This is a genomic window from Streptomyces sp. ADMS, assembly GCF_033441795.1.
GTDB lineage: Bacteria > Actinomycetota > Actinomycetes > Streptomycetales > Streptomycetaceae > Streptomyces.
On the sequence record NZ_JAVFVX010000006.1, the window covers coordinates 21,851 to 47,165 of the forward strand.

Sequence of the window (25,315 nt, forward strand, 5' to 3'; positions counted from 1 at the left end):
CTGTCCGGATGTGTCCGCAGACGGGGCACGTCACCGGTGTGGCCGCGCCTCCCCGCCACCTCGGCCTGCTCCGGCGTGGGAGTGAGCCGATACCTTCTGCCGACCGGCAACCCCTCTCGCCATCGACGCCGCCCGCCTCCAGGACGTGGATACGAACCAGGAACGCATGCGCGAGCCCGAAGACTTCGGCAGTGGCCGTCCTCCGTCCGAGGGCACATGGTCACCACTCGGCCCGCATGGGAGGAGCGTCTAGATTGGCCGCATGGTCAATCTGACGCGTATCTACACCAGGACCGGCGACAAGGGCACCACCGCCCTCGGTGACATGAGCAGGGTCGCCAAGACCGACCTGCGGATCGCGGCGTACGCCGACGCCAACGAGGCGAACGCGGTGATCGGGACCGCCGTTGCCCTCGGTGGGCTGGCGGAGGACGTCGTCAAGGTCCTGACCCGGGTACAGAACGACCTGTTCGATGTGGGCGCCGACCTGGCGACGCCGGTGGTCGAGAACCCGGAGTTTCCTCCGTTGCGGGTCGAGCAGTCCTACATCGACAAGCTGGAGGCGGACTGCGACCGGTTCCTCGAAGACCTGGAGAAACTGCGCTCGTTCATCCTGCCCGGCGGCACCCCCGGCGCCGCCCTGCTGCACCAGGCGTGCACGGTCGTACGCCGGGCCGAGCGCTCCACGTGGGCCGCGCTGGAGGTCCACGCCGACGCGATGAACCCGCTCACCGCGACCTACCTCAACCGGCTGTCGGACCTGCTGTTCATTCTTGCCCGGACGGCCAACAAGGAGGTCGGGGACGTCCTCTGGGTCCCGGGCGGGGAGCGCTGACCGCTCCTCGTAGCCGGCCGGCGCCTTCTTCGGCCAGATCGTGTACGTCAGCGCGACCAGCCCGTGGATGCCGGCGGCCCGGAGCGCCGCCCACTGGAAGGACCGCAGCGACGACGTGTCCCCGTCACCGACGTACCAGACCGCCGTCTGGAGCAGCGCGCAGGCGACCGCTGCCGCCAGAACCGTGCGCAGCCACAGGCTGCCCTCGTGGCGGGCGCGCGCCATGCCGAGGCGGGGCGGCTTCGGCGGGGGCGGGCCCCCGGCCAGGCGGTGGGCGGCGTGGCCGTCGAGCCAGCGGATCGTGTAGTGGCCGTACGCCACCGTGAAGCCGATGTAGAGCGCGGCCAGGCCGTGCTCCCAGCCCGGTTCGGCACCGTTCCTCAGGTCGATCGCCGTCACGACGAACAGCACCAGTTCCAGCAAGGGCTCGCACAGCAGCAGCACCACGCTGGTGCGACGCCACTTGAGCAGGTAGCGGACAGCCAGGCCGAGCGCCAGCAGCACCCAGAAGCCGACCTCGCAGGCGATGATCAACGCGACGATCACGACTCGCTCCTCACAGGGGAATCCGGGAAACCGGGGGAATCCGTTACGGGAATCCGTTCTCCTTCCAGGCTCCCGGCGGCACGCCCCGGATACGTCGTCGGCGGTGAGGAAGTCGCCGTACATCGAAAGATGCAGTTCGGGACCCTCCCCGGGAATCAGGCGGGCGGCGGGTGGGCCGTGTTGGATGGAGTCATGGCCCCGCGACTTCCCCGCCCGCACCGGGACGATGTGCGCATCGCACTCGCGGGGCTGCTCGGCGGACTGCTGTTCTGGGGCGCCGGTCCCGGCACCCGGCCGGCCAGTGAGCCGATCGTCCTCCGGGAGGGGCGCTGGCCGGTCCTGCTGCCACTCGCCGTGACCGCCGGCTGCGAGCTGCTCCGGCGGGTCCGCGACGGTGAGCAGGCGGTGGCGCTGGCCCGTGAACTGCGGCCGGATCTGGTGCTGATGGACATTCAGATGCCGCGCCTGGACGGGGTGTCGGCGACCCGCCAGGTGGTCTCCGAACAGCTTGCCGACGTCCTGGTGCTGACCACCTTCGACCTCGACGAGTACGTTTTCGGGGCGCTGCGCGCGGGCGCCTCGGGCTTTCTCCTGAAGAACACGGAGGCGAGGGACCTGATCGAGGCCGTGCGGACGGTGGCGCGCGGCGAGGGTCTGATCGCCCCGGCGGTCACCCGACGCCTGATCGCCGAGTTCGCCACCAGGCCGGCACGGGAGCCGAGGGCCGACCCCGCCGTCCTGGGCACCCTCACCCGCCGGGAGCGCGAGGTGCTGTCGTGCCTCGGCGAGGGACTGTCCAACGCCGGCATCGCGGCCCGCCTCGACATGGCCGAGGCAACGGTGAAGACGCACGTCAGCCGGATACTGGGCAAGCTGGAGCTGCGCAGTCGGGTCCAAGCGGCGGTGTTGGCACAGGAGTTGGGGGTTTAGCGGATCAGGCGCACCTTTGCGCGAAGTGGTCCAGACCTATTGACCCGTGGTCCAGACCTTCCTATTCTCGCGGCACTGTGGGTGCGAAGGCTCAGTCGCGCCCCCTACACCTCCAAGGAGGCGCGGCATGCGCTTCGCACACAGATGTACGGCAGGCTTCAGCACCCTGCTGCTCCCCCTCGCCGCCCTGGTGGGCCTGGCGAGCCCGGCACAGGCGGCCACCTCGGCCACCGCCACCTACGCCAAGACCCAGGACTGGGGCACCGGCTTCGAGGGCAAGTGGACGGTCACCAACACCGGCACCACGTCGATCAGTTCATGGACGGTCGAGTGGGACTTCCCCTCGGGTACGTCCGTCACCTCGGCCTGGGACGCGGACGTCACGTCCAGTGGCGCCCACTGGACCGCCAGGAACAAGTCATGGAACGGCACCCTCGCCCCCGGCGCCGCCGTCTCCTTCGGCTTCAACGGCGCCGGCTCCGGCTCACCCGCCAACTGCAAGCTGAACGGCGGAAGTTGTGACGGTGGCTCGGTCCCAGGCGACAACGCCCCCTCCGCGCCCGGCACTCCGACCTCGTCCGGCATCACCAACACCTCGGTGAAGCTCAGCTGGGGCGCTGCCACCGACGACAAGGGCATCAGGAACTACGACGTCCTGCGCGGCGGCACCAAGGTCGCGACGGTGACGGCCACCTCGTACACGGACACGGGTCTGACCGCCGGTACGGACTACTCGTACACCGTCCGGGCCCGGGACACCGCCGACCAGACGGGCCCGGTGAGCGGCGCGGTCGCCGTACGCACCACCGGGGGCACCACGGACCCGCCCACCGGGAACAAGGTCAAGCTCGGCTACTTCACCGAGTGGGGCGTCTACGGCCGCAACTACCACGTCAAGAACCTGGTGACCTCGGGCTCGGCGCCCAGGATCACGCACATCAACTACGCGTTCGGCAACGTCAAGGACGGCAAGTGCGTCGTCGACGACACCTACGCCGCCTACGACAAGGCCTACACCGCGGACCAGTCGGTGTCGGGCGTGGCAGACACCTGGGACCAGCCGCTGCGCGGCAACTTCAACCAGCTGCGCCAGCTGAAGGCCAAGTACCCGCACATCAAGGTGCTGTACTCCTTCGGCGGCTGGACCTACTCCGGCGGCTTCGCCCAGGCCGCCGCCAACCCGGCCGCCTTCGCCGCCTCCTGCAAGGCGGTCGTGGAGGACCCGCGCTGGGCGGATGTCTTCGACGGCATCGACATCGACTGGGAGTACCCGAACGCCTGCGGCCTGACCTGTGACACGTCCGGCCCCGCGGCCTTCAAGAACCTGATGTCGGTCCTGCGTTCGACGTTCGGGGCGAACTACCTCGTCACCGCGGCCATCACCGCCGACGGCTCCTCCGGCGGCAAGATCGACGCGGCCGACTACGGCGGCGCATCCGCCCACCTCGACTGGTACAACGTGATGACGTACGACTACTTCGGCGCCTTCGACGCGGACGGTCCGACCGCCCCGCACTCGCCGCTCACCTCGTACGCCGGCATCCCGGCCGCCGGCTTCAACTCCGCCGACGCCATCGCCAAGCTGAAGGCGAAGGGCGTCCCGGCCGCGAAGCTCCTGCTGGGCATCGGCTTCTACGGCCGCGGCTGGACCGGCGTCACCCAGTCCACCCCCGGCGGCACGGCGACCGGCGCGGCACCGGGCACGTACGAGGCTGGCATCGAGGACTACAAGATCCTCAAGTCGTCCTGCCCGGCCACCGGCACGATCGCCGGCACGGCGTACGCGTACTGCGGCAACAACTGGTGGTCGTACGACACTCCCGCGACGATCGCCGGGAAGATGACCTGGGCCAAGAACCAGTCCCTGGGCGGCGCGTTCTTCTGGGAGTTCAGCGGCGACACGAGCAACGGAGAGCTGGTGAGCGCGATCAGCGGCGGGCTGGCGTAGCCACCGGCACGGCAGCAGCGGCGGGGCGGATGCGTGCGTACGCATCCGCCCCGCCGCCCCATTTATGTCAGGGTCAGGCCACATTCACCTGTTGCCCAGGAGGCGCCGCCTCCAGCCAGGCGAGGAAACCGGTCAGCGCGTCGTCGCTCATCGCCAGCTCCAGCCTCGTCCCCCGGTGGACACAGGCCAGCACCACCGCGTCCGAGAGCAGGGCCAGCTCCTCCTCGCCGTCGGGGGCGCGGCGGCCGGCCACCTCGATCGCCGAGCGTTCCAGGACGCGGCGCGGACGGGGGGAGTACGAGAAGACGCGGTACCACTCGATGCGGTCGCCGTTGTAGCGGGCGACTCCGTAGCCCCAGCCCTTGCCGCTGGGGTCGGGTTTCTCGGGTACGTCCCAGCGCAGGCTGCAGTCGAACGTACCGCCGGAGCGCTGGATGAGTCGGCGGCGCAGCCCGAAGACGAACAGGCCCACCACCACGAACGCCACTACCAAGCCGCACACAGTCAGAGCGAGGATCATCGACACCGACCTCCTCGTCTCCTAGGTAACGGAAAAGAAAAAACATCCGGATTTGCCTCAGCCGCGGCCAGGGCCGGCGCTAACCGGTCCCAGCCGCGGCTGAGGCAAAGCATCACATTGGTGCGCTGGAGTCAGCGCGCCGCCACGGCCCGCAGTCGGACATCCGCACGCCGCTCGGCTGAGGCGTCGCCCTCCGCCTTCGCGCGCTCGAGCTCTCGCTCCACGCGCTGGACGTCGATCTCGTCCGCCAGCTCGGCGACCTCTGCCAGCAGCGACAGCTTGTTGTCCGCGAACGAGATGAAACCGCCGTGCGCCGCGGCGACGACCGTTCCACCATCACTCGTACGGATGGTCACCGGGCCCGACTCCAGCACACCGAGCAGCGGCTGGTGACCGGGCATGACGCCGATGTCGCCGGACGTGGTGCGCGCGACGACCAGGGTGGCCTCGCCGGACCAGACCTGGCGGTCGGCAGCGACCAGCTCGACGTGCAGCTCAGCAGCCAAGGTTGGCTCCTCGGGTCACCACCCGGCGGTTGTGCCGGGTGTCGGGGTCAATTCTAGTGGGTGTGCGGAGAGGGGCAGGACGCACCCCGCGAAGGGTGCTCCCCTGCCCCTCTCCCAAGAGCGCGGGGGTCAGGAGACGCCCAGCTCCTTGGCGTTGGCCTTGAGGTCCTCAATACCACCGCAGAGGAAGAACGCCTGCTCCGGGAAGTGGTCGTAGTCGCCGTCGATGATCGCGTTGAACGCGGTGATCGACTCGTCCAGCGGTACGTCCGACCCGTCGACGCCGGTGAACTGCTTGGCGACGTGGGTGTTCTGGGACAGGAAGCGCTCCACGCGACGGGCACGGTGGACGACAAGCTTGTCCTCTTCGCCCAGCTCGTCGATACCGAGGATCGCGATGATGTCCTGAAGGTCCTTGTACTTCTGGAGGACCGTCTTGACGCGCATCGCGGTGCTGTAGTGGTCCGCCGCGATGTAGCGGGGGTCCAGGATGCGGGACGTGGAGTCCAGCGGGTCCACGGCCGGGTAGATGCCCTTCTCGGAGATCGGACGGGAGAGAACCGTCGTCGCGTCGAGGTGGGCGAAGGTGGTGGCCGGAGCCGGGTCGGTCAGGTCGTCCGCGGGGACGTAGATCGCCTGCATCGAGGTGATCGAGTGACCGCGGGTCGAGGTGATGCGCTCCTGGAGGAGACCCATCTCGTCGGCCAGGTTCGGCTGGTAGCCCACCGCGGAGGGCATACGGCCGAGCAGGGTCGAGACCTCGGAACCGGCCTGGGTGAAGCGGAAGATGTTGTCGATGAAGAACAGCACGTCCTGCTTCTGCACATCGCGGAAGTACTCCGCCATGGTCAGACCGGCGAGGGCCACGCGCAGACGGGTGCCCGGGGGCTCGTCCATCTGGCCGAAGACCAGCGCGGTCTTGTCGATGACGCCGGACTCCGACATCTCCTCGATGAGGTCGTTGCCCTCACGGGTGCGCTCGCCGACACCGGCGAACACGGAGACACCGTCGTGGTTGTTGGCTACGCGGTAGATCATCTCCTGGATGAGCACCGTCTTGCCGACGCCGGCACCGCCGAACAGACCGATCTTTCCACCCTTGACGTACGGGGTGAGAAGGTCGATGACCTTGACGCCGGTCTCGAACATCTCGGTCTTCGACTCGAGCTCGTCGAAGCGCGGGGCCTTGCGGTGGATGGTCCAGCGCTCGCCCGTGTACGTCTCGTCGGAGTTCAGCACCTCACCGAGGGTGTTGAACACCTTGCCCTTGGTGAAGTCACCGACCGGGACGGTGATGCCCGTGCCGGTGTCGGTGACCACGGCCTGGCGGACCAGACCGTCGGTGGGCTGCATGGAAATGGTGCGGACCAGGCCGTCACCCAGGTGCTGGGCGACCTCCAGGGTCAGCGTCTTCTTCGCGCCGTCCAGGGCCGGGTCGGCCACCTCGACGTGAAGGGCGTTGTAGATCTCCGGCATGGCGTCGACGGGGAATTCCACGTCGACGACCGGGCCGATGACCCGGGCGACGCGCCCCGTGGCAGCGGCCGTCTCAACTGTCGTCGTCATTACCTGTCACTCCCCGCGGTCGCGTCGGCCAGGGCTGCGGAGCCACCGACGATCTCGCTGATTTCCTGGGTGATTTCGGCCTGTCGGGCCGCGTTGGCAAGACGGGAGAGCGTCGTGATCAGGTCTCCCGCGTTGTCGGTCGCCGACTTCATCGCGCGGCGGGTGGCGGCGTGCTTGGAGGCAGCCGACTGGAGCAGCGCGTTGTAGATACGGCTCTCGACGTACCGGGGCAGAAGGGCGTCGAGGACGTCCTCCGCCGACGGCTCGAAGTCGTACAGCGGAAGGATCTCGCCCTTGGCGGACGACTCCTCCGCGACCTCGTCGAGGCGGAGCGGCAGCAGGCGGCTGCCGACCGCGTTCTGCGTCATCATCGAGACGAACTCGGTGTAGACGATGTGGAGTTCGTCCACTCCGCCGTCCGCCGTCTCCTTCTCGATGACCTCGATGAGCGGAGCCGCGACCTTCTTGGCGTCCGCGTACGTGGGCTGGTCGGTGAAGCCCGACCACGACTCCACGACCTTGCGCTCGCGGAAGTTGTAGTGGGCCAGACCGCGGCGGCCGACGATGTACGTGTCGACCTCCTTGCCCTCGGCCTCGAGACGCGCGGTCAGCAGCTCCGCCGCCTTGATGGCGTTGGAGTTGAAGGCACCGGCCAGACCGCGGTCGCTCGTGAGGAGCAGTACCGCGGAACGGGTCGCCGTCTCCGCCTCCGTCGTCAGCGGATGCTTGGTGTTCGAACCGCTGCCGACCGCCGTGACCGCGCGGGTGAGCTCGGTCGCGTACGGCGCGGAGGCCGCCACCTTGCGCTGCGCCTTGACGACGCGCGAGGCGGCGATCATCTCCATCGCCTTGGTGATCTTCTTGGTCGCGGTGACTGATCGGATGCGACGCTTGTAGACCCGGAGCTGGGCTCCCATGAGTCAGGTCCCTTCCGTCGTCACTTGGCCGCGGCGGCCGGAGCGTCTTCGCCGAGAAGCTTGCCGTCCGAGGTCTCGAACTGCTTCTTGAACTCCGTGATGCCGTCCGCGATGGCGGTGAGGGTGTCGTCCGACATCTTGCCGCCCTCCTTGATGGAGGTCATGAGGCCCTGCTCCTTGCGGTGCAGGTACTCCAGGAGCTCCTTCTCGAAGCGACGGATGTCGGCGACGGGGACCTCGTCCATCTTGCCGGTGGTGGCCGCCCAGACGGAGACGACCTGGTCCTCGGTGGCCATCGGCTGGTACTGAGCCTGCTTGAGCAGCTCGACCAGTCGCTGACCGCGCTCCAGCTGGGACTTCGACGCGGAGTCCAGGTCGGAACCGAAGGCGGCGAACGCCTCCAGCTCACGGTACTGGGCGAGGTCGAGGCGCAGTCGGCCGGAAACCTGCTTCATCGCCTTGTGCTGCGCGGAACCACCGACTCGGGAGACGGAGATACCGACGTTCAGCGCGGGGCGCTGACCGGCGTTGAACAGGTCCGACTCCAGGAAGCACTGGCCGTCGGTGATGGAGATGACGTTGGTCGGGATGAACGCCGAGACGTCGTTGGCCTTGGTCTCGACGATCGGCAGACCAGTCATCGAGCCCTTGCCCAGCTCGTCGGAGAGCTTCGCGCAGCGCTCCAGCAGACGGGAGTGCAGGTAGAAGACGTCACCCGGGTAGGCCTCACGGCCCGGCGGGCGGCGCAGCAGCAGGGACACGGCGCGGTAGGCGTCGGCCTGCTTCGAGAGGTCGTCGAAGATGATCAGGACGTGCTTGCCCTCGTACATCCACTGCTGGCCGATGGCCGAACCGGTGTACGGGGCGAGGTACTTGAAGCCGGCCGGGTCGGACGCCGGGGCGGCGACGATGGTCGTGTACTCCAGCGCGCCGGCCTCTTCGAGGGCGCCACGCACGGAGGCAATGGTCGAACCCTTCTGACCGATGGCGACGTACACGCAGCGAACCTGCTTGTTGACGTCACCGGTGCGCCAGTTGTCGCGCTGGTTGATGATCGTGTCGACGGCCAGAGCGGTCTTGCCGGTCTGACGGTCGCCGATGATCAGCTGACGCTGGCCACGGCCGATCGGGGTCATCGCGTCGACGGCCTTGTAGCCCGTCTCCATCGGCTCGTGCACCGACTTGCGGACCATGACGCCCGGAGCCTGCAGCTCCAGGGCGCGACGACCGCTGGTCTCGATCTCGCCGAGGCCGTCGATCGGGTTGCCGAGCGGGTCGACGACGCGGCCGAGGTAGCCCTCACCGACGGCCACGGACAGGACCTCGCCGGTACGGGTGACCGGCTGGCCCTCTTCGACGCCGCTGAACTCGCCGAGGATGACGGTACCGATCTCGCGCTCTTCGAGGTTGAGCGCGAGGCCGAGGGTGCCGTCCTCGAACTTCAGCAGTTCGTTGGCCATGGCCGAGGGGAGGCCCTCTACCTTCGCGATGCCGTCGCCGGCAAGGGTGACCGTACCGACCTCCTCGCGCGAGGCCGCGTCCGGCTTGTACGACTGGACGAAGTTCTCCAGCGCGTCCCGGATCTCCTCCGGCCGGATCGTGAGCTCCGCCATCTGGGTTCCCTGCTCTCCTTGTTGGGCCCGAAGTTTCACTTGGGGGGATGGGGACTCCCCCCAGTAAGAGGTGAATCCTCTGCACGGCCCAACCAGGGCCGCAGTCAAGTACGTACTACGAGTATTGAGTTGCTGCGTGCTGTGTACTGCGTGGCTGCCGGGCGAGCTAGCTCGCCATGCGGCGGCCGGCGTCCTCGATGCGGTCCGCGATGCTGCCGTTGATGACCTCGTCGCCGACCAGCACCCGGATCCCGCCGAGGACCTCGGGGTCCACATCCAGGTTCAGGTGCATCTGGCGGCCGTAGAGCTTCGCGAGGGCGGCGCCGAGGCGCTGCTTCTGCGGGTCGCTCAGCGGAACCGCGGAGGTGACGACGGCGACCATGCGATCCCGGCGCTCGGCGGCGAGCTTGGACAGGGACTCGAGTCCCGCCTCCAGGCTACGTCCCCGCGGCGCGGTCACCAGGCGCGTCACCAGACGCTCGGTCGTGGCCTCGGCCCGGCCCCCGAGCAGGCTGCGCAGCAGCTCGCCCTTGGCGCCGGTGGTCGCGGCACGGTCGGTCAGCGCGGCGCGCAGCTCGGTGTTGGAAGAGACGATCCGGCCGAACCGGAACAGCTCGTCCTCGACGTTGTCGAGCTTGCCCGCCTGCTGGGCGGCCGTGAGGTCGGCGAGGTCCGCCAGCTCCTCCAGCGCGTCCACCAGGTCGCGCGAACGCGACCAGCGGGAGCGCACCATGCCGGCCACCAGGTCGGTGGTGGGCCCGCCGACCTGGCTGCCGAGCAGGCGCTGGGCCAGCTCGGCCTTGGCCTCCCCGGACTGCGCCGGGTCGGTGAGGACCCGGCGCAGCGACACCTCGCGGTGCAGCAGCGCGGTGACCGCGGACAGCTCCTCGGACAGCTTCTTCGCGTCGGCGGACGTCGAGTCCGTCAGCGCGTCGAGACGCTCCCGTGCGGCGGCGGCAGCCTCGCGACTGGCTCCGTGCACGGTCATCGAGTCGCCTCGGCCTTCTCGTCGAGGTCGTCGAGGAACCGGTCGATCACGCGGCTCTGCCGGGCGTGGTCCTCCAGGGACTCGCCGACGAGCTTGCCGGCCAGCTCGGTGGCGAGCTTGCCGACGTCCTGGCGGAGCACGGACGACGCGGCCTTGCGGTCGGCGTCCAGCTGGGAGTGACCGGCGGCGACGATCTCCTCGCGCTGCCGCTGACCTTCCGCACGCATCTCGGCGATGAGCACGGCACCCTGCTCCTGCGCCTCCTGGCGCAGTCGCGCGGCCTCGTGCCGGGCCTCGGCGAGCTGAGCCTTGTACTGCTCAAGAACGCTCTGGGCCTCGACCTTCATGGCGTCGGCCTCTTCGATACCGCCTTCGATCGCCGCGCGGCGCTCCTCCAGAACCTTGTTGATGTTCGGGAGGAGCTTCTTGGCGAGGAAGCCGAAGACGATGACGAAGGCGAGCAGGCCGATGACGAGCTCGGGAATCGGCGGGATGAGGGGGTTCTGCAACTCCTCCTCAGCCGCGATATTGAGCAGTGGGCTCATATCAGAGGGCCTTTCGTCTGGTGGGCTGGTCGCGAGTCAGATGATCACAGGCCGTAGACGAACGGCATGACCAGGCCGATCAGGGCGAGCGCCTCACAGAAGGCGAAGCCGAGGATCTGGTTGGCGCGGATCAGGCCGGCGGCCTCGGGCTGACGGGCGAGGGCCTCGGTGCCCTTGCCGAAGATGATGCCGACGCCGATACCGGGGCCGAACGCAGCGATGCCGTAGCCGATGGACGCGATCGAGCCGGTGACGGCGGCAAGGGTCTGGGACATGCCAGTTCTTCCTTTTCTTCACGGTCCGGTGGGGGTTGGCCACCGGGCGAATGGGGTGCGGGTGCGGGGCGCTCAGTGGTGCTCGGCGAGCGCACCTTGGATGTAGGTGCAGGTCAGCAGTACGAAGACGTATGCCTGCAACGCCTGGATGAAGAGCTCGAAGGCGGTCATCACGACGACCATCAGGAACGAGACGCCGGCGTAGGCGATGCCGATGCCGTTCAGCAGGTACCAGCTGGCAATGGTGAACAGCAGCAGGAGGATGTGGCCCGCGAACATGTTCGCGAAGAGTCGCACGGCGTGGGTGAACGGCCGGACGAGCAGGTTCGAGAAGGCCTCGATCAACATGACGACCGGCAGCGCCGCGCCGAGCGACTTGTCGTAGCCGGTGAAGTTCTTCATGGCGCCGACGAAGCCGTGCCGCTTGAAGGTCAGCGAGACCCACAGGACGTAGACGATCGCAGCGAGTGCCATCGGGTACGCGACGATCGACGTCACCGGGAACTGGGCGACGGGAATGATGGACCAGAGGTTCATCATCCAGACGAGGAAGAACAGCGAGACGATGAGCGGAACGTACTTCTCGCCCTCCTTCTTGCCGATCGTCTCGTAGACGATGCCGCGCCGGATGAAGTCGTACCCCGTCTCGGCGACCATCTGGAGTTTGCCGGGAACGACCTGGGGCCTACGGAAGGCGGCCCAGAAGAAACCGATCACGATGACCGAGCCGAGCAGCGCCAGCAGCATCGACTTGTCGAAGTACACGTTGCTGTCCGTGCCGCCCCAGAGGGGTTCGAACAGGAACGAGTGCAGCCCGGGAGACGGGAAGCCACAGCCGTCGAAGATGTGGCAGTCGGTCTCGAAGGCGAGCACCTGCGTGTGGTCAGCACTCACCGCGGGCTCCTTCAGCATGGCGCATGGATTTGGCAACCTCGTGGTGTCGGCGCGGCACGGGGCCGCGGATCGGCACGGGACTGGTGATACGGAGGTGGGGGCGACTGCGGGGCGTCTCGCCTGGCGATACGGCAGGCGTCAGTTCAGAGGCCTGGGCCCGCGATGCCGCAGTTGGCACCGGACGATAGCAGGGTCTGCCATACGCGTTTATCCCGGCCCTACGTCTCACGCCGAGTGCCCCGATTTTTCGTTCTCCACGCCCGTCGTCGACTCGGGCTCGACGTAAAGGATCTTGGACTTCATGGTGGCTCGTGCCTGCGCGGCGACCCAGGCGAGGGTGCCTGCGACCAGTGCGAGCGCGAAGACCTTCGGGTGGAACAGCGTCGTGTCCTGGAAGAGCGCGATGAAGATGAACATCAGCAGGATCTGCGCCAGGTACAGCATCAGACCCATCGCCTGGAAGAGATGCGGAAGCGATTTGGCGATCTGCTGCAGAACATACAGACCGACCCCCATGAACAGGAGCACGACCAGCGTCGCGACGACCGCCCCGATCACACCCTTGCCGCCGGCGGCGACGCCGCCGGCAACAGCTGCGATCGCACCGACCGCAACCGTGGGCACAGCGGACTCAAGAAGGATCCGGACGTCATTGGACGGCATGGCGGCAACTCCGCTTACTGAAGGGGGGCAGGGTGTCGTCATGGACGAGCGTAGACCCGGGCCTGGAGAGAACCTCCGCCAATGGACCGTCGCACTGCGGTCCTTCGGCTCTGCCCTGGGGTCTCGTGAACCGTATCACAAACTATTTGATGAGGTCTTTACCTGAACAGTGTGCTCGGTGTCACACATGAGAGTGAACATGCACGTCTGTGCAGAGTCGGCGCCTACTTGTCTGGTATTGGTGCGCTTTGATCTCGCGGCCTTAGGCAAAGTGTTAGTCAGATTCTTACCTTGCGTCAGCGCGACGACCCTGCTTTACGACGGTCCAGAAGCCGCGAACGGGGACCAATCGCCGTCGCCCCGTTGACTCCGGAGACCCCGGCATGCACCGGAGCGGGGCGTTCCGGGGCTGTCGGGTCGGCGGCCTGTTCGGAAGCCCCCTGGTCGGCCATGGCCGCCGCCGAGGCGGCGGGCGCCGTCGCCCCGGCCTCCGTCGTCCGGCCGCGCCGGTAGCGCGGCGGCACGAACCGCTCGGCCCAGCGCGGGGTGCGCGGTGTGAAGCGCGGCAGCAGCAGGAGTACGAGCCCGATCGCGCTCAGCGCCACCACGCCGAGGACGATCCACATGGACGCGTTGTTGACCGAGTAGGACAGTGCGCCGAAGCCGATGAGCGCCGACCAGAAGTACATGATCAGGACGGCCCTGCTGTGCGAGTGCCCGACCTCCAGGAGCCGGTGGTGCAGATGCCCCCGGTCGGCCGCGAACGGCGACTGTCCGCGCCAGGTGCGCCGCACGATGGCCAGCACCAGGTCGGCCGCCGGGATCGCGATGATGGTGAGCGGCATCAGCAGCGGGATGTAGACCGGCACCATCTGGTGCACGGTGTTGCGCTCGGACCCGGAGAACAGGTTCATCGCGTCCGGGTCCATCTGCCCGGTGATGGAGATCGCGCCGGCGGCCAGCACAAGACCGATGAGCATCGACCCGGAGTCCCCCATGAAGATTCGCGCGGGATGCATGTTGTGCGGCAGGAAGCCGAGGCACATGCCCATGAGGATCACCGCGAACAGGGTGGCCGGGGCGGCGGCCTCGATGCCGTACGAGACCCAGATCCGGTAGGCGTAGAGGAAGAACGCGGCCGACGCGATGCACACCATGCCGGCCGCGAGGCCGTCCAGGCCGTCGACGAAGTTCACCGCGTTGATGGTGATGACGACGAGCGCGACCGTCAGCAGGGTGCCCTGCCACTGGGTCAGCGCGACATTGCCCACGGACGGGATCGGCAGCCACAGGATCGTCAGACCCTGCATGACCATGACGCCGGCGGCGATCATCTGGCCGCCCAGCTTGATCAGGGCGTCGATCTCGAACTTGTCGTCCAGGACACCGATCAGCCAGATGAGCGCGGCACCGGACAGCAGTGCCCTCGGCTCGTTGGAGTTCTCGAAGACCGCGTGGAGGTTGGTGAGGTGGTCGGCGACCAGGAGTCCTGCGCACAGCCCGAAGAACATCGCGATCCCGCCGAGCCGCGGAGTGGGTTCCCGGTGCACGTCACGGGCCCTGATCTCCGGCATCGCTCCGGCCACGATCGCGAACTTCCGTACCGGCCCGGTCAGCAGATACGTCACCGCGGCCGTGACGCAGAGCGTCAGCAGGTATTCACGCACGGGCTTCCCCACAGGTCTCGCTGGCCATCCAGGTCCCACACCCTAGCGAGGGACGCTTGAGGTTGGGGACTTCCGGGTAGCGACGATGGTTGCACGCGGGCCTGTGCACGAGTTGACGGTTACCCCTCACCGCCCGGGATACGGCGGAAATCTACCGGTCAGCTCCCGCACTTCTTCACGCGCCCCACCGCTCCCGGCCGCCCCGCGCAGCACACTCGCGAGCAGCACCGCGACCTGTGCCATCTCGGCCTCTCCCATCCCCTGGGTGGTCAGCGCCGCCGTCCCGAGCCGCAGCCCACGGGCCTCGCCATGGGGCAGGGCACAGCAGTCCAGAACCACTCCAGCGGCGGAAAGCAGCCCTCGCGCACCGCGTCCGTCCACCCCCAGGGGTGCCGGATCGACGGTGATGAGATGCGTGTCGGTCCCGCCCGTGGTCACGACGAACCCCTCGGCGGCCAGACCCGCCGCCAGTACCCGGGCGTTGGCGACCACCTGATGGGCGTACGCCGTGAAGGCCGGGGTCGCCGCCTCGCCGAAGGCGACGGCCTTGGCGGCGATCGTGTGCATCTGCGCGCCCCCCTGCGTGAACGGGAAAACCGCCCGGTCGACCCGTTCCGCGAGCTCCGCGCCGCACAGCAGCATGCCGCCGCGCGGCCCGCGCAGCACCTTGTGGGTGGTGGCGCAGACGACATCGGCGTACGGCACGGGACTGGGCGCCGCTCCCCCGGCGACGAGCCCGATGGGGTGGGCGGCGTCGGCGATGAGGTAGGCGCCGGCCTCGTCGGCGATCTCGCGGAAGGCGGCGTAGTCGATGTGCCGGGGATAGGCGATGGACCCGCAGACGATGGCCTTGGGGCGATGCGCACGGGCGAGAGCGCGCACCTGCTCGTAGTCGATGAGCCCGTTCTCCGCGTCCACGCCGTACGCGACGAAGTCGAACCAGCGTCCGGAGAAGTTCGAGGGCGACCCGTGGGTGAGATGGCCGCCGTAGGGCAGCCCGAGGGCGAGGACGGTGTCGCCGGGGCGCAGGAGGGCGGCGTAGGCGGCGAGTACGGCCGAAGACCCGGAGTGGGACTGGACGTTGGCGTGTTCGGCGCCGAACAGGGCCCTGGCGCGCTCCACGGCGACGCGCTCGGCGACGTCGACGATCTCGCAGCCGCCGTGGTACCGGGCGCCGGGATATCCCTCGGCGTACTTGTTGGCGAGCGGCGAGCCGAGCGCGGCCAGCACGGCGGGCGAGGTGAAGTTCTCGGCGGCGATCAGCTGAAGCGTCGTCGACTGCCGTTCGGTCTCCCCGAGCAGCACCTCGGCGAGCTCGGGGTCCTGCCGGCGCAGACCAGCGACAGCGACAGCGGCATCGGCCTCAAGGGCACGGGTGACCGACATGGTGGACTCCGGACGTCGACGGTGACGTACGTCCAATGTAGGCCTGGGAAGGCGGCGGCGCCCAGCACTGCCGGGCACGGAGACCTACGTACGCGCGGCGACCCCGGTCAGTGCCGTCACCACCGGATCCAGCGCCTGCTGTATCTCGTCCCCGATCGACCGGAAGAACGTCAGAGGGGCGCCGTACGGGTCGTACACCTCGTCCGCCTCCGCCGTGGGCGCCAGGAGCCACCCGCGTAGAGCCGCCGCCGCGCGGACCAGTGCGCGCGCACGTTCGATCATCCCGTCGTCCAGCGGCGGCAGCGTCGCCGGGTCGATCGCCTTCACCAGGCGCGTGAACTCCTTCAGCGTGAACGTGCGCAGACCCGCGGAGTGCCCCATGGAGATGACCTGCGCGCGGTGGTCCCGCGTCGCCGTCAGCACCAGGTCCGCCCGGATGACGTGCTCGTCGAGCAGCTCACGCCCGGTGAAGCCGGAGGGGTCCGCGCCGAACTCCGCGAGGACCGCCTCCGCGTTGGCCTCCATGGGCGCGCCCTCGTGGCCCCACGTACCGGCGCTCTCCACGATCAGGCCGCCCCACAGCGGGTCGCCGAGCCGGTCCGCGAGGGCATGCCGGGTCAGCCGCTCGGTGATCGGTGAGCGGCATACGTTGCCGGTGCTGACATGGAGGATGCGGAAGGCGTCCCGCGAGGCCCCGTCCCAGTAGTGAGCCCCCGTGACCCCCTGACGCGTGCCTATGCCACGCCCCGCGTCAGGGGCTGTCAATTCGCCACCTCGAGGTCGGGGACCACCTTGCGCAGCTCATCGGCCGACAGCGCGCCCGCGCGCAGCAGGACCGGCACCTTGCCCGTGACGTCGACGATCGACGACGGGACGATTCCGGGCGTGGGGCCGCCGTCCAGGTAGACGGAGACCGAGTCGCCGAGCATCTCCTGAGCGGCGTCGCAGTTCTCGGGTGCCGGGTGGCCCGTCAGGTTGGCGGAGGAGACCGCCATGGGGCCGACCTCGGTCAGCAGTTCGATCGCCACCGGGTGCAGCGGCATGCGTACGGCGACCGTGCCGCGGGTGTCCCCAAGATCCCACTGGAGGGACGGCTGGTGCTTGGCGACGAGCGTGAGGGCGCCCGGCCAGAAGGCGTCGACGAGTTCCCAGGCCATCTCGGAGAAGTCCGTGACGAGGCCGTGCAGGGTGTTCGGGGAACCGATCAGGACTGGCGTGGGCATGCCACGGCCGCGGCCCTTGGCCTCCAGCAGGTCGTTGACGGCCTCGGAGGAGAACGCGTCCGCGCCGATGCCGTACACCGTGTCGGTCGGGAGGACCACCAGCTCGCCGCGGCGGACGGCGGACGCGGCCTCGCGCAGACCGGTCGTGCGGTCGGTCGCGTCGTTGGTGTCGTATCGCCGAGCCATTTAGCGGGCCTCCTCGTACACGTACTGCTGGGGGTAGAAAGTGTGGGTGACGCTCACGGCGTGGCCCTGCGGGCTGTCGCGAAGCGCGGGCGGTTGTTGAGGTCCGGGTGGTCGGCCGCGTCGGCCCAGCCCCGTTCCTCGGTGAAGATCCACGGCACCTGGCCGCCCTGGGTGTCCGCGTGCTCGACGACGACGACGCCGCCGGGGCGCAGCAGACGGTGGGCGGTGCGTTCCAGGCCCCGGATGAGGTCGAGGCCGTCCTCGCCCGAGAACAGGGCGAGTTCGGGATCGTGGTCCCGGGCCTCCGGAGCGACGTACTCCCACTCCGTGAGCGGGATGTACGGCGGGTTGGAGATGACCAGGTCGACCTGGCCGTCGAGGTCCCGGAAGGCGTCCAGGGCGTTGCCCTGCCGCAGGTCGACCCTGGACCCCTCCATGTTCTTGCGGGTCCACGCCAGGGCGTCCTCGGACAGCTCCACGGCATGCACCCGGGAGCGCGGGACCTCCTGGGCGAGGGCGAGCGCGATGGCGCCGGAGCCGGTGCACAGGTCGACGATCAGCGGCTCGACGACGTCCATCGCGCGGACGGCGTCTATGGCCCAGCCGACGACCGACTCGGTCTCGGGACGCGGCACGAACACGCCCGGTCCGACCTGGAGTTCCAGGTACCGGAAGAAGGCCCGCCCGGTGATGTGCTGGAGCGGCTCGCGGGCCTCCCGGCGGGCGATGACCTCCCAGTAGCGGGCGTCGAAGTCGGCGTCCCTGACGGTGTGCAGCGTGCCGCGCTTCACGCCGTGCACGAACGCGGCGAGCTCCTCCGCGTCGTTGCGCGGCGAGGGCACACCCGCGTCGGCCAGCCGCTGGGTGGCCTGGGCCACCTCGGCGAGCAGCAAGCTGCGGGGGCTCGGGGGCCGTCCCCCAATGTTCTGCTGCACGCTGGTCCTCCGGTACTCGTGACTCGTACGGGGCTTACGCTGCCGCGAGCTTCGCGGCGGAGTCCGCGTCGACACAGGCCTGGATGACGGCGTCGAGGTCGCCGTCCAGCACCTGGTCGAGGTTGTAGGCCTTGAAGCCGACGCGGTGGTCCGAGAGGCGATTCTCCGGGAAGTTGTACGTACGGATCTTCTCGGAGCGGTCGACGGTGCGGACCTGGCTGCGGCGGGCGTCGGCGGCCTCCTTCTCCGCTTCCTCCACGGCTGCCGCGAGGAGCCTGGAGCGCAGGATACGCATCGCCTGCTCCTTGTTCTGCAGCTGGCTCTTCTCGTTCTGGCAGGAGGCGACGACTCCGGTGGGAATGTGCGTGATGCGTACGGCGGAGTCGGTCGTGTTGACGGACTGGCCACCGGGACCCGAGGACCGGTACACGTCGATGCGGAGGTCGTTCGGGTTGATCTCCACGTCGACCTCCTCGGCCTCCGGGGTGACCAGGACACCGGCCGCGGAGGTGTGGATACGGCCCTGGGACTCGGTCGCGGGCACACGCTGTACGCGGTGCACCCCGCCCTCGTACTTCAGACGGGCCCAGACGCCCTGGCCGGGCTCGGTGGCACCCTGGCCGCCCTTGGTCTTCACGGCCACCTGGACGTCCTTGTAGCCGCCCAGCTCGGACTCGGTGGCGTCGATGATCTCGGTCTTCCAGCCGACGCGCTCGGCGTACCGCAGATACATGCGCAGCAGGTCACCGGCGAACAGGGCGGACTCGTCGCCGCCCGCGCCCGCCTTGACCTCCAGGATGACGTCCTTGTCGTCGTTGGGGTCACGCGGAACGAGCAGCAGGCGCAGCTTCTCGGTGAGTTCCTCGCGCTGCTTCTCCAGCTCCTTGACCTCGGCGGCGAAGTCGGGGTCGTCGACGGCGAACTCCTTCGCCGTGCCGATGTCGTCCCCGGTCTGCTTCCAGGAGCGGTAGGTCGCGACGATCGGGGTCAGCTCGGCGTAGCGCTTGTTGAGCTTGCGCGCGTTGGCCTGGTCGGCGTGGACCGACGGGTCGGCGACCTTCTTCTCCAGGTCGGCGTGCTCGGTGAGCAGTTCCTCGACGGCCTCGAACATGGGGGCTCCTGAAAGCGTCTGTACGTGGGGGACGGCGGGCGACCAAAAACGCCGGTCCAGGTACGCCCCGGAGGGCGACCATGGACCGGCGCTGGTGCCTCGCTACTTCTTGGAGCCGGCAGCGGCCTTGCCGAAGCGGGCCTCGAAGCGGGCCACGCGGCCACCGGTGTCGAGGATCTTCTGCTTGCCCGTGTAGAACGGGTGGCACTCGGAGCAGACCTCGGCGCGGATGTTGCCGCTCGTGATCGTGCTGCGGGTGGTGAACGACGCGCCACAGGTGCAGCTGACCTGCGTTTCGACGTACTCGGGGTGGACTTCGCGCTTCAAGGGATTCTCCTGGGTTCGGGAGGGCTCCGGGTCGCCGCCGCGGGATGCGGATGCGTGAACCGGGGCCGACGTACCAGTCTGCCAGGACTGGCCGTATCCCCAAAACCGGGGGTGGGGGCCGGGTATTCCCGGAGGGCGCGGGAGGGGGTTGTGGTGGGGGCGTTCGAGGGCGGGTGCGAGTGCGCTGTGGCTTGTCGCGCAGTTCCCCGCGCCCCTGAGGAAGCAGGTGACTGCGCCCCCGCTTTCTCAGCCGACCACGCCTGCCGCGTCGCCCTTTGCCGTGCCCTTGGTCGCGGCTGCCGGGATCGGCCGGTCGTTCTTCAGGGCCTTCCAGACCAAGCGGGCCTTTTCCTTGTCGACTATGACCCTGTTGCGATTCGCCGGGTCGTACTCCACCGGCATGGTGATCATGGTCATGTTGGCGGAGCTGATGCTCTTGAAACCCGTCGCGAAGGAGGTCAGGGAGCGGACCGAGCCGAGGTCCGAGTCGGTCGTGACGGCCTTGGTGGCCGCGTCCGCCAGGTCGAAGAGCTCCTTGGGGTTCGTCAGAACGCCCACGTCCCTGATCTGGTCGACGAGAGCCTTGACGAACGCCTGCTGGAGCTGGATGCGGCCCAGGTCGGAGCCGTCTCCGACACCGTGCCGGGTGCGGACGAGGCCGAGTGCCTGTTCGCCGTTCAGGCGGTGCGTGCCGGCCTTCAGGTTCAGGTGGCTGTCCGAGTCCTTGATGTCCTTCGTGGTGGTCACCTCCACGCCGCCCAGCTCGTCGACGAGTTTCCGGAAGCCGGTGAAGTCGACCTCGATGTAGTGGTCCATGCGGATCCCGGTGAGCGACTCGACGGTCTTCACCGCGCAGACGGCGCCCCCCGTGGCGTACGCGGAGTTGAACATCACGCCGGACGCCGCGTCGTGCGTGACGCCCCTGCTGTCGGTGCACCGGGGGCGGTCGACGAGGGTGTCCCGGGGTATGGAGACGACACTGGCCTTCTTGTGGCCCTCGTACACGTGGACGATCATCGCGGTGTCCGAGCGGGCGCTGCCGTCGTCCGTACCGCCGCCGAGCTTCTTGTTGGCGCCGGAGCGGGTGTCGGAGCCGAGGACGAGGATGTCCTTGGAGCCGTTGTCGACGTTGGTGGGGCGGTCGGTGCCGAGGACCTGGTTGATGTCGACGCTCTCGATGTTGCCGTTGAGCTTGAAGTACACGTATCCCAGGCCGCTGCCGCCGAGCACGACGATGGCCGCGGCGGTCCAGGCGGTGACGAGAAGCGCCCTGGAGTGCTTGCCGCGGGGCTCGCGACGGCTGCGCCCCTTCGCGGGATCAGGCGGATTGCTCTCGGCGGACATCTGTTTCCCTCGGTCTCGTTCCGGTCGGTTACCCCCTGCTTTCAGGGCCAGTCCTGTTTCCGTCGTAACCCGGTCAGTCAGACGGTCATTACGGAAAAAGGGTTGCACAACGCACTGTGCCCTTCGCGTGGTGCGAAGGGCACAGTGCGTGACCGAACGGGCGGAACGCCCCTCGGGGAGCCATCGGAAACCCTCAGAGAACCCCGTTCACCTGCGGGTTCAGCTGATGATGTCCCACATTTTGTAGTCGGTTCCGACGGACCTCGGCGTGCCGGCGATCTGGCTCGTACCCTTGCCGGTGCCCGGGTAGAGGTACATCGTCCCGGCGGGCGTACGGGCCAGGAAGTCGGCCTTTCCGTCGCCGGTCACGTCGCCGGGGGTGACCAGCGTGTTGAAGGCGCTCCAGGTGCGCACCTTGACCCGGCCCGCGAAGGCCTGGGAGCCGGTCTTGCCGTTGCCCTTGATGAGGTAGCCGTGCGAGCCGGTCTTGGTGCGGGCCAGCAGGTCGGCCTTGCCGTCGCCGTTGAAGTCGCCGTGGCCGACGATCGAGTTGTACTGGTTCCAGCCGGTGGAGACCTTCGACGGCGACCCGAAGGTGCCGTTGGCCTTGCCCGGGTAGATCCACAGGGCGCCCGCGGAGTCGACCGAGAGGATGTCCGGCTTGTAGTCGCCGGTGACATCGCCCGGGGTGATGATCCGGGTGCGGGTCTTCCAGTTGGCGAAGATCTGCTTCGTCGCCCAGGCCTCGGTGTCCGGCACGTAGTGCATCCAGTAGACGGCGCCCGAGGCGCTGTCGCGGATCACCAGGTCCTGGTAGTCGTCCCGGTTCAGGTCGGTCTGCAGGACGACGTTGACGCCGTCCCAGTTGCCCCAGGGGTTGCTCGGGCCGAAGCTGGTGCCCTTGGAGGTCTTCGAGTAGCCGACCTTGGTGGAGGCGCGGCGCAGCCACAGGTCGGCCATGTGGTCACCGCTGAGGTTCGCGTCCTCGACGCGCGGGTACACGGCACCGACGTACGAGGTGACCTTCGAGAAGACGCTGTAGGCGCCCTTCTCGACGCAGTTCGTCACCCCCCACGACACAACACCCACGACCTTGCCGGCTACCACGAGCGGGCCGCCGGAGTCGCCGTTGCAGGCGGTGGTGGTGCCGGTGTCGCTGCCGGTGGCGGGCTTCCCCGCGCAGACCATGTGACCCTTGACGAAGTCGCTGCCGTACGCACCCGTGCACGTGGCGTCGGACTGGATGGGCAGCGTGGCAGTCTTCAGCGTCTGGGAGATGTCCTGGGTGGTGGAGCTGGTGCGCCCCCAGCCGTAGACCTTGGCGTTGGTGAGCGCCTTGTAGGAGGCGGTGTCACCGGCCGTCGTCATCCGGATCGGCGCGGCCTTGACGGGATACGCGAGCGTCAGGACGGCGATGTCGTTGTCGATCGTCGTCGAGTTGTACGACGGGTTGTTCCACTGGCGCCAGACACCGGAAACGGTTCCGTTCGTGTTCCCGTCGCCATCCGGAAGCGTCGCGGTACCGGTGACGACGGCGCCGTTGGCCTTCCAGTTGTAACCCTTGACACAGTGCGCGGCGGTGAGGATCTTCGTCGGCGCGATGACGGCGCCGCCGCAGAAGAAGTCGACGTCGTCGCCGGTCGCGTCCGGGGTGCCCTTGTCGTCGTAGTACCAGAGCTGGGCCATGAACGGCGCGGCCGAGATGGCGGTCGTCGAACCGCCGATGATCTTCGCGTCCTTGGTGCCGCCGACGGCGCCGGCGGTGAGCGCCGACTTGTTCGTCGTGGCGCCCGGGGTGCCGTCGCCCGCGGCCGCGCCCGCGACGCGCTCCTTCAGCTCGGCGGCGCTGGGCGCGCTGCGGCTCAGGTCGGCGGTGGGCTGCGGCAGCGCGGTGGCGGCGTTCGCGGACGACATCATCAGCGCGCCGGTGACCGCGGCGGCGAGGCCGGCGGCGACAACGGGAACGGCGATCCGCGCACGACGTCTGTGGCGGCCCTCACCGGACAGGGATATACCCACTCAAGTCCCCCCTAGGGATCGTCAGTTCGGGCACAGCATGAGAACCAGCCCGAAGAGCGCGATCGTACACCTGTCCCAAACACGACAAAGGGCCACCCCCGGAACAGGAGGTGACCCTTTGGCGGACTGTTTGCCGAGCGTTCCGTCAGTCGTTGTTGTTGCCCGGCGTCGTCTTCTGGATCTGGAGCAGGAACTCGGCGTTCGACTTCGTCTGCTTCATCTTGTCGAGGAGCAGTTCGATCGCCTGCTGCTGGTCGAGAGCGTGCAGAACCCGGCGCAGCTTCCAGGTGACGGCGAGTTCGTCGCTGCCGAGCAGGATCTCTTCCTTACGGGTACCGGACGCGTCGACGTCCACCGCCGGGAAGATGCGCTTGTCGGCGAGCTTGCGGTCGAGCTTCAGCTCGGCGTTGCCGGTGCCCTTGAACTCCTCGAAGATGACCTCGTCCATGCGGGACCCGGTGTCCACCAGCGCGGTGGCGAGGATGGTCAGCGAGCCGCCGTCCTCGATGTTGCGGGCCGCACCGAAGAAGCGCTTCGGCGGGTACAGGGCGGTCGAGTCGACACCACCGGACAGGATGCGGCCGGAGGCCGGAGCGGCGAGGTTGTACGCCCGGCCCAGACGCGTGATCGAGTCGAGCAGTACGACGACGTCGTGGCCCAGTTCCACCAGACGCTTGGCGCGCTCGATGGCCAGCTCGGCGACCGTGGTGTGGTCCTCGGCCGGACGGTCGAAGGTCGAGGAGATGACCTCGCCCTTGACCGACCGCTGCATGTCGGTGACCTCTTCCGGACGCTCGTCGACCAGGACGACCATCAGGTGGCACTCGGGGTTGTTGTGCGTGATCGCGTTGGCGATCGCCTGCATGATCATGGTCTTGCCGGTCTTCGGCGGGGCCACGATCAGACCGCGCTGCCCCTTACCGATCGGCGCGACGAGGTCGATGATGCGGGTGGTGAGGATGCCCGGGTCCGTCTCCAGACGGAGGCGGTCCTGCGGGTAGAGCGGGGTCAGCTTGTTGAACTCGGGGCGCCCGCGACCGGAGTCGGGGGCCATGCCGTTGGTCGAGTCCAGGCGCACCAGCGCGTTGAACTTCTCGCGGCGCTCGCCGTCCTTGGGCTGGCGGACCGCGCCGGTGACGTGGTCACCCTTGCGCAGACCGTTCTTGCGGACCTGGGCGAGGGAGACGTACACGTCGTTCGGGCCCGGCAGGTAGCCGGAGGTCCGGATGAACGCGTAGTTGTCGAGGATGTCCAGGATGCCCGCGACGGGGATCAGGACGTCGTCGTCGGCGACCTGCGGCTCGTTCGGGCCGAACTCCTCGCGCCCGCGACGGCCGCGGCGGTCCCGGTAACGCCCGCGACGGCCACGGCGTCCGCCGTCGAAGTCGTCCCCGTCCTCATCGGCCCGCGGTCCGTTGTCGCGCGGGGCGCTGTCCCGCTGCTGACGGTCCTGGCGCTCGGAACGGTCCTGCCGCTCCTGGCGGTCCGGACGGCCGCCGCTCTGCTGCTGGCCCTGCTGGGTGGAGCGCTGTTGGCCGCCCTGCTGCTCGTCGCCCTTGCCGCCGCCACGGCGGTCGCGGTCCCGGCCGCGGTCACCGCGGTCACCGCGGTCCCGGCGGTCGCGGCGGCCCTGGCGGCCGTCGCCGTCACCGGTGTCGACCTGCGACTGCGGGACTGGCGTCTCGGCCTTCGGCTCGCTCTTCGCCTCGGCGACGATCGTCTCGGGGCTGGCTGCCTCTGCCGTGGCGCGGCGCCGCCGGCGCTCGGCCGGGGCGTCCTCTCCCCCGCGCTCGGCTTCTCCCCCGCGCTCGGCTGCGCTCGCGCGGGAGGGGCCCCCAGCGGGCTGGCCGGGAATCTCGATCTGCTGCTGGGCCACGGCCTTCTCGGCGGGCGCCTCGACGACCTGCACGGCCGCCTTCTTCTCGGCGGCGGCGGGCGCGGCGTCCTCGCCGGTGCGGGCCTTGGAGGTGGCGCGGCGCTTGGGCTTGGTCTCGGCGGCGTCCCCCGCGGGGGATGTCGCGGCCTTGGAGGTTCCCCCTCCGGCCTGCGCCTCCTTGATGACCTCGATCAGCTGGCTCTTGCGCATCCGCGCAGTGCCCTTGATACCGAGGCCGGATGCGACCTGCTGCAACTCGGCCAGCACCATGCCGTCGAGGCCGGTGCCGCGGCGCCGCCGGGAGCCGGCACCCGTGGCAGGCGCGGAGGCGTCCGTGGAGGGCGCGGCAGCGGTCTCCTCGACACGTGCGCCCATCAGATCGGTGGTGTCGCTCACGAAGGGTCCTTCCCTGGAGCGGACGTCGGCCTGTCTGGCACGGCGACCGGTTGTGCTGTCCGGCTTCGGTCCTTCATGAGTGGACCGTGCCGGGGGCGG

23 protein-coding genes and 1 pseudogene are annotated in these 25,315 nt (G+C 68.8%); 3 read left to right on the top strand and 21 right to left on the bottom strand.

Going from position 1 to position 25,315, the window contains the following annotated elements:
- Positions 1-262: 262 nt before the first annotated feature.
- Positions 263-835 carry a cob(I)yrinic acid a,c-diamide adenosyltransferase gene (locus RB628_RS04145; RefSeq protein WP_318318879.1) on the top strand — a complete coding sequence of 191 codons (573 nt, stop codon included), beginning with the start codon at positions 263-265 and terminating at the stop codon, positions 833-835.
- Here the strand turns inward: RB628_RS04145 and RB628_RS04150 are convergent.
- A pseudogene (locus RB628_RS04150) lies at positions 833-1,381 on the bottom strand (hypothetical protein); the annotation flags it as partial. The gene RB628_RS04145 and the pseudogene RB628_RS04150 overlap by 3 nt on opposite strands.
- 192 nt (positions 1,382-1,573) lie before the next feature.
- Between RB628_RS04150 and RB628_RS04155 the strand changes: the two are divergent.
- Together RB628_RS04155 and RB628_RS04160 are read left to right on the top strand one after the other, a co-directional pair.
- Positions 1,574-2,311, top strand: a complete 738-nt coding sequence (locus RB628_RS04155; protein WP_318318880.1) for a response regulator transcription factor — start codon at positions 1,574-1,576, stop codon at positions 2,309-2,311.
- A 127-nt stretch (positions 2,312-2,438) separates the two neighbouring features.
- Positions 2,439-4,259, top strand: coding sequence for a glycoside hydrolase family 18 chitinase (locus RB628_RS04160; RefSeq protein ID WP_318318881.1), 1,821 nt, complete (start codon positions 2,439-2,441; stop codon positions 4,257-4,259).
- Between the two features lie 73 nt (positions 4,260-4,332).
- Here RB628_RS04160 and RB628_RS04165 read toward each other — a convergent pair whose 3' ends face one another.
- From RB628_RS04165 to rho, 20 genes are all read right to left on the bottom strand, one after another.
- The gene (locus RB628_RS04165) at positions 4,333-4,779 is read right to left on the bottom strand and encodes a DUF2550 domain-containing protein (protein WP_318318882.1); all 447 of its coding nucleotides are present in this window, start codon (positions 4,777-4,779) and stop codon (positions 4,333-4,335) included.
- 131 nt (positions 4,780-4,910) lie between these two features.
- Entirely contained in the window at positions 4,911-5,285 is a 375-nt protein-coding gene (locus RB628_RS04170; RefSeq protein ID WP_105970735.1) for a F0F1 ATP synthase subunit epsilon, read from the bottom strand.
- Between the two features lie 129 nt (positions 5,286-5,414).
- The gene (atpD, locus tag RB628_RS04175) at positions 5,415-6,851 is read right to left on the bottom strand and encodes a F0F1 ATP synthase subunit beta (RefSeq protein ID WP_318318883.1); all 1,437 of its coding nucleotides are present in this window, start codon (positions 6,849-6,851) and stop codon (positions 5,415-5,417) included.
- A complete protein-coding gene (locus RB628_RS04180) occupies positions 6,851-7,768 on the bottom strand; it encodes a F0F1 ATP synthase subunit gamma (RefSeq protein WP_318318884.1) in 918 nt (305 codons plus the stop codon). The genes atpD and RB628_RS04180 overlap by 1 nt, the downstream gene beginning before the upstream one ends.
- A 20-nt stretch (positions 7,769-7,788) precedes the next feature.
- On the bottom strand, positions 7,789-9,381 hold the full coding sequence (gene atpA / locus RB628_RS04185) for a F0F1 ATP synthase subunit alpha (RefSeq protein WP_318318885.1): 1,593 nt from the start codon (positions 9,379-9,381) through the stop codon (positions 7,789-7,791).
- A gap of 166 nt (positions 9,382-9,547) precedes the next feature.
- A complete protein-coding gene (locus RB628_RS04190) occupies positions 9,548-10,363 on the bottom strand; it encodes a F0F1 ATP synthase subunit delta (RefSeq protein WP_318318989.1) in 816 nt (271 codons plus the stop codon).
- Positions 10,364-10,365: 2 nt separating this feature from the next.
- On the bottom strand, positions 10,366-10,914 hold the full coding sequence (locus tag RB628_RS04195; RefSeq protein WP_318318886.1) for a F0F1 ATP synthase subunit B: 549 nt from the start codon (positions 10,912-10,914) through the stop codon (positions 10,366-10,368).
- Positions 10,915-10,958: 44 nt separating this feature from the next.
- Positions 10,959-11,189, bottom strand: coding sequence for an ATP synthase F0 subunit C (gene atpE / locus RB628_RS04200; RefSeq protein ID WP_230220402.1), 231 nt, complete (start codon positions 11,187-11,189; stop codon positions 10,959-10,961).
- 72 nt (positions 11,190-11,261) lie between these two features.
- On the bottom strand, positions 11,262-12,083 hold the full coding sequence (gene atpB / locus RB628_RS04205) for a F0F1 ATP synthase subunit A (protein ID WP_318318887.1): 822 nt from the start codon (positions 12,081-12,083) through the stop codon (positions 11,262-11,264).
- A gap of 225 nt (positions 12,084-12,308) precedes the next feature.
- Positions 12,309-12,746, bottom strand: a complete 438-nt coding sequence (locus RB628_RS04210) for a hypothetical protein (RefSeq protein ID WP_318318888.1) — start codon at positions 12,744-12,746, stop codon at positions 12,309-12,311.
- Positions 12,747-13,042: 296 nt separating this feature from the next.
- Positions 13,043-14,413: an MraY family glycosyltransferase gene (locus RB628_RS04215; RefSeq protein ID WP_318318889.1), complete on the bottom strand. Its 1,371-nt coding sequence runs from the start codon at positions 14,411-14,413 to the stop codon at positions 13,043-13,045.
- Between the two features lie 126 nt (positions 14,414-14,539).
- Positions 14,540-15,799, bottom strand: coding sequence for a serine hydroxymethyltransferase (glyA, locus tag RB628_RS04220; protein ID WP_318318890.1), 1,260 nt, complete (start codon positions 15,797-15,799; stop codon positions 14,540-14,542).
- Positions 15,800-15,883: 84 nt separating this feature from the next.
- Entirely contained in the window at positions 15,884-16,564 is a 681-nt protein-coding gene (locus RB628_RS04225; RefSeq protein WP_318318891.1) for a protein-tyrosine-phosphatase, read from the bottom strand.
- On the bottom strand, positions 16,561-17,208 hold the full coding sequence (locus RB628_RS04230) for an L-threonylcarbamoyladenylate synthase (protein WP_318318892.1): 648 nt from the start codon (positions 17,206-17,208) through the stop codon (positions 16,561-16,563). The genes RB628_RS04225 and RB628_RS04230 overlap by 4 nt, the downstream gene beginning before the upstream one ends.
- A gap of 53 nt (positions 17,209-17,261) precedes the next feature.
- Complete coding sequence (gene prmC / locus RB628_RS04235; protein ID WP_318318990.1) at positions 17,262-18,101, bottom strand: peptide chain release factor N(5)-glutamine methyltransferase; 840 nt, start codon at positions 18,099-18,101, stop codon at positions 17,262-17,264.
- 76 nt (positions 18,102-18,177) lie between these two features.
- On the bottom strand, positions 18,178-19,254 hold the full coding sequence (gene prfA, locus RB628_RS04240) for a peptide chain release factor 1 (protein WP_318318893.1): 1,077 nt from the start codon (positions 19,252-19,254) through the stop codon (positions 18,178-18,180).
- A 102-nt stretch (positions 19,255-19,356) separates the two neighbouring features.
- Positions 19,357-19,581: a 50S ribosomal protein L31 gene (gene rpmE, locus RB628_RS04245; RefSeq protein WP_006381676.1), complete on the bottom strand. Its 225-nt coding sequence runs from the start codon at positions 19,579-19,581 to the stop codon at positions 19,357-19,359.
- A gap of 246 nt (positions 19,582-19,827) precedes the next feature.
- On the bottom strand, positions 19,828-20,925 hold the full coding sequence (locus RB628_RS04250) for an LCP family protein (RefSeq protein ID WP_318318894.1): 1,098 nt from the start codon (positions 20,923-20,925) through the stop codon (positions 19,828-19,830).
- 219 nt (positions 20,926-21,144) lie between these two features.
- A complete protein-coding gene (locus RB628_RS04255) occupies positions 21,145-22,944 on the bottom strand; it encodes a trypsin-like serine protease (protein ID WP_318318895.1) in 1,800 nt (599 codons plus the stop codon).
- Positions 22,945-23,089: 145 nt separating this feature from the next.
- Positions 23,090-25,216 carry a transcription termination factor Rho gene (gene rho / locus RB628_RS04260; protein WP_318318896.1) on the bottom strand — a complete coding sequence of 709 codons (2,127 nt, stop codon included), beginning with the start codon at positions 25,214-25,216 and terminating at the stop codon, positions 23,090-23,092.
- Between the last annotated feature and the right edge of the window lie 99 nt (positions 25,217-25,315).

Bases quoted from the DNA above. Each gene is read 5' to 3' on its own strand.
- prfA (WP_318318893.1), bottom strand. From the start codon at position 19,254: ATGTTCGAGGCCGTCGAGGAACTGCTCACCGAGCACGCCGACCTGGAG.
- glyA (WP_318318890.1), bottom strand. From the start codon at position 15,799: ATGTCGGTCACCCGTGCCCTTGAGGCCGATGCCGCTGTCGCTGTCGCT.
- RB628_RS04250 (WP_318318894.1), bottom strand. From the start codon at position 20,925: ATGTCCGCCGAGAGCAATCCGCCTGATCCCGCGAAGGGGCGCAGCCGT.
- RB628_RS04180 (WP_318318884.1), bottom strand. From the start codon at position 7,768: ATGGGAGCCCAGCTCCGGGTCTACAAGCGTCGCATCCGATCAGTCACC.
- RB628_RS04230 (WP_318318892.1), bottom strand. From the start codon at position 17,208: ATGGCTCGGCGATACGACACCAACGACGCGACCGACCGCACGACCGGT.
- RB628_RS04160 (WP_318318881.1), top strand. From the start codon at position 2,439: ATGCGCTTCGCACACAGATGTACGGCAGGCTTCAGCACCCTGCTGCTC.
- RB628_RS04165 (WP_318318882.1), bottom strand. From the start codon at position 4,779: ATGATCCTCGCTCTGACTGTGTGCGGCTTGGTAGTGGCGTTCGTGGTG.
- atpD (WP_318318883.1), bottom strand. From the start codon at position 6,851: ATGACGACGACAGTTGAGACGGCCGCTGCCACGGGGCGCGTCGCCCGG.
- atpA (WP_318318885.1), bottom strand. From the start codon at position 9,381: ATGGCGGAGCTCACGATCCGGCCGGAGGAGATCCGGGACGCGCTGGAG.
- RB628_RS04155 (WP_318318880.1), top strand. From the start codon at position 1,574: ATGGCCCCGCGACTTCCCCGCCCGCACCGGGACGATGTGCGCATCGCA.
- RB628_RS04210 (WP_318318888.1), bottom strand. From the start codon at position 12,746: ATGCCGTCCAATGACGTCCGGATCCTTCTTGAGTCCGCTGTGCCCACG.
- RB628_RS04195 (WP_318318886.1), bottom strand. From the start codon at position 10,914: ATGAGCCCACTGCTCAATATCGCGGCTGAGGAGGAGTTGCAGAACCCC.
- RB628_RS04145 (WP_318318879.1), top strand. From the start codon at position 263: ATGGTCAATCTGACGCGTATCTACACCAGGACCGGCGACAAGGGCACC.
- atpE (WP_230220402.1), bottom strand. From the start codon at position 11,189: ATGTCCCAGACCCTTGCCGCCGTCACCGGCTCGATCGCGTCCATCGGC.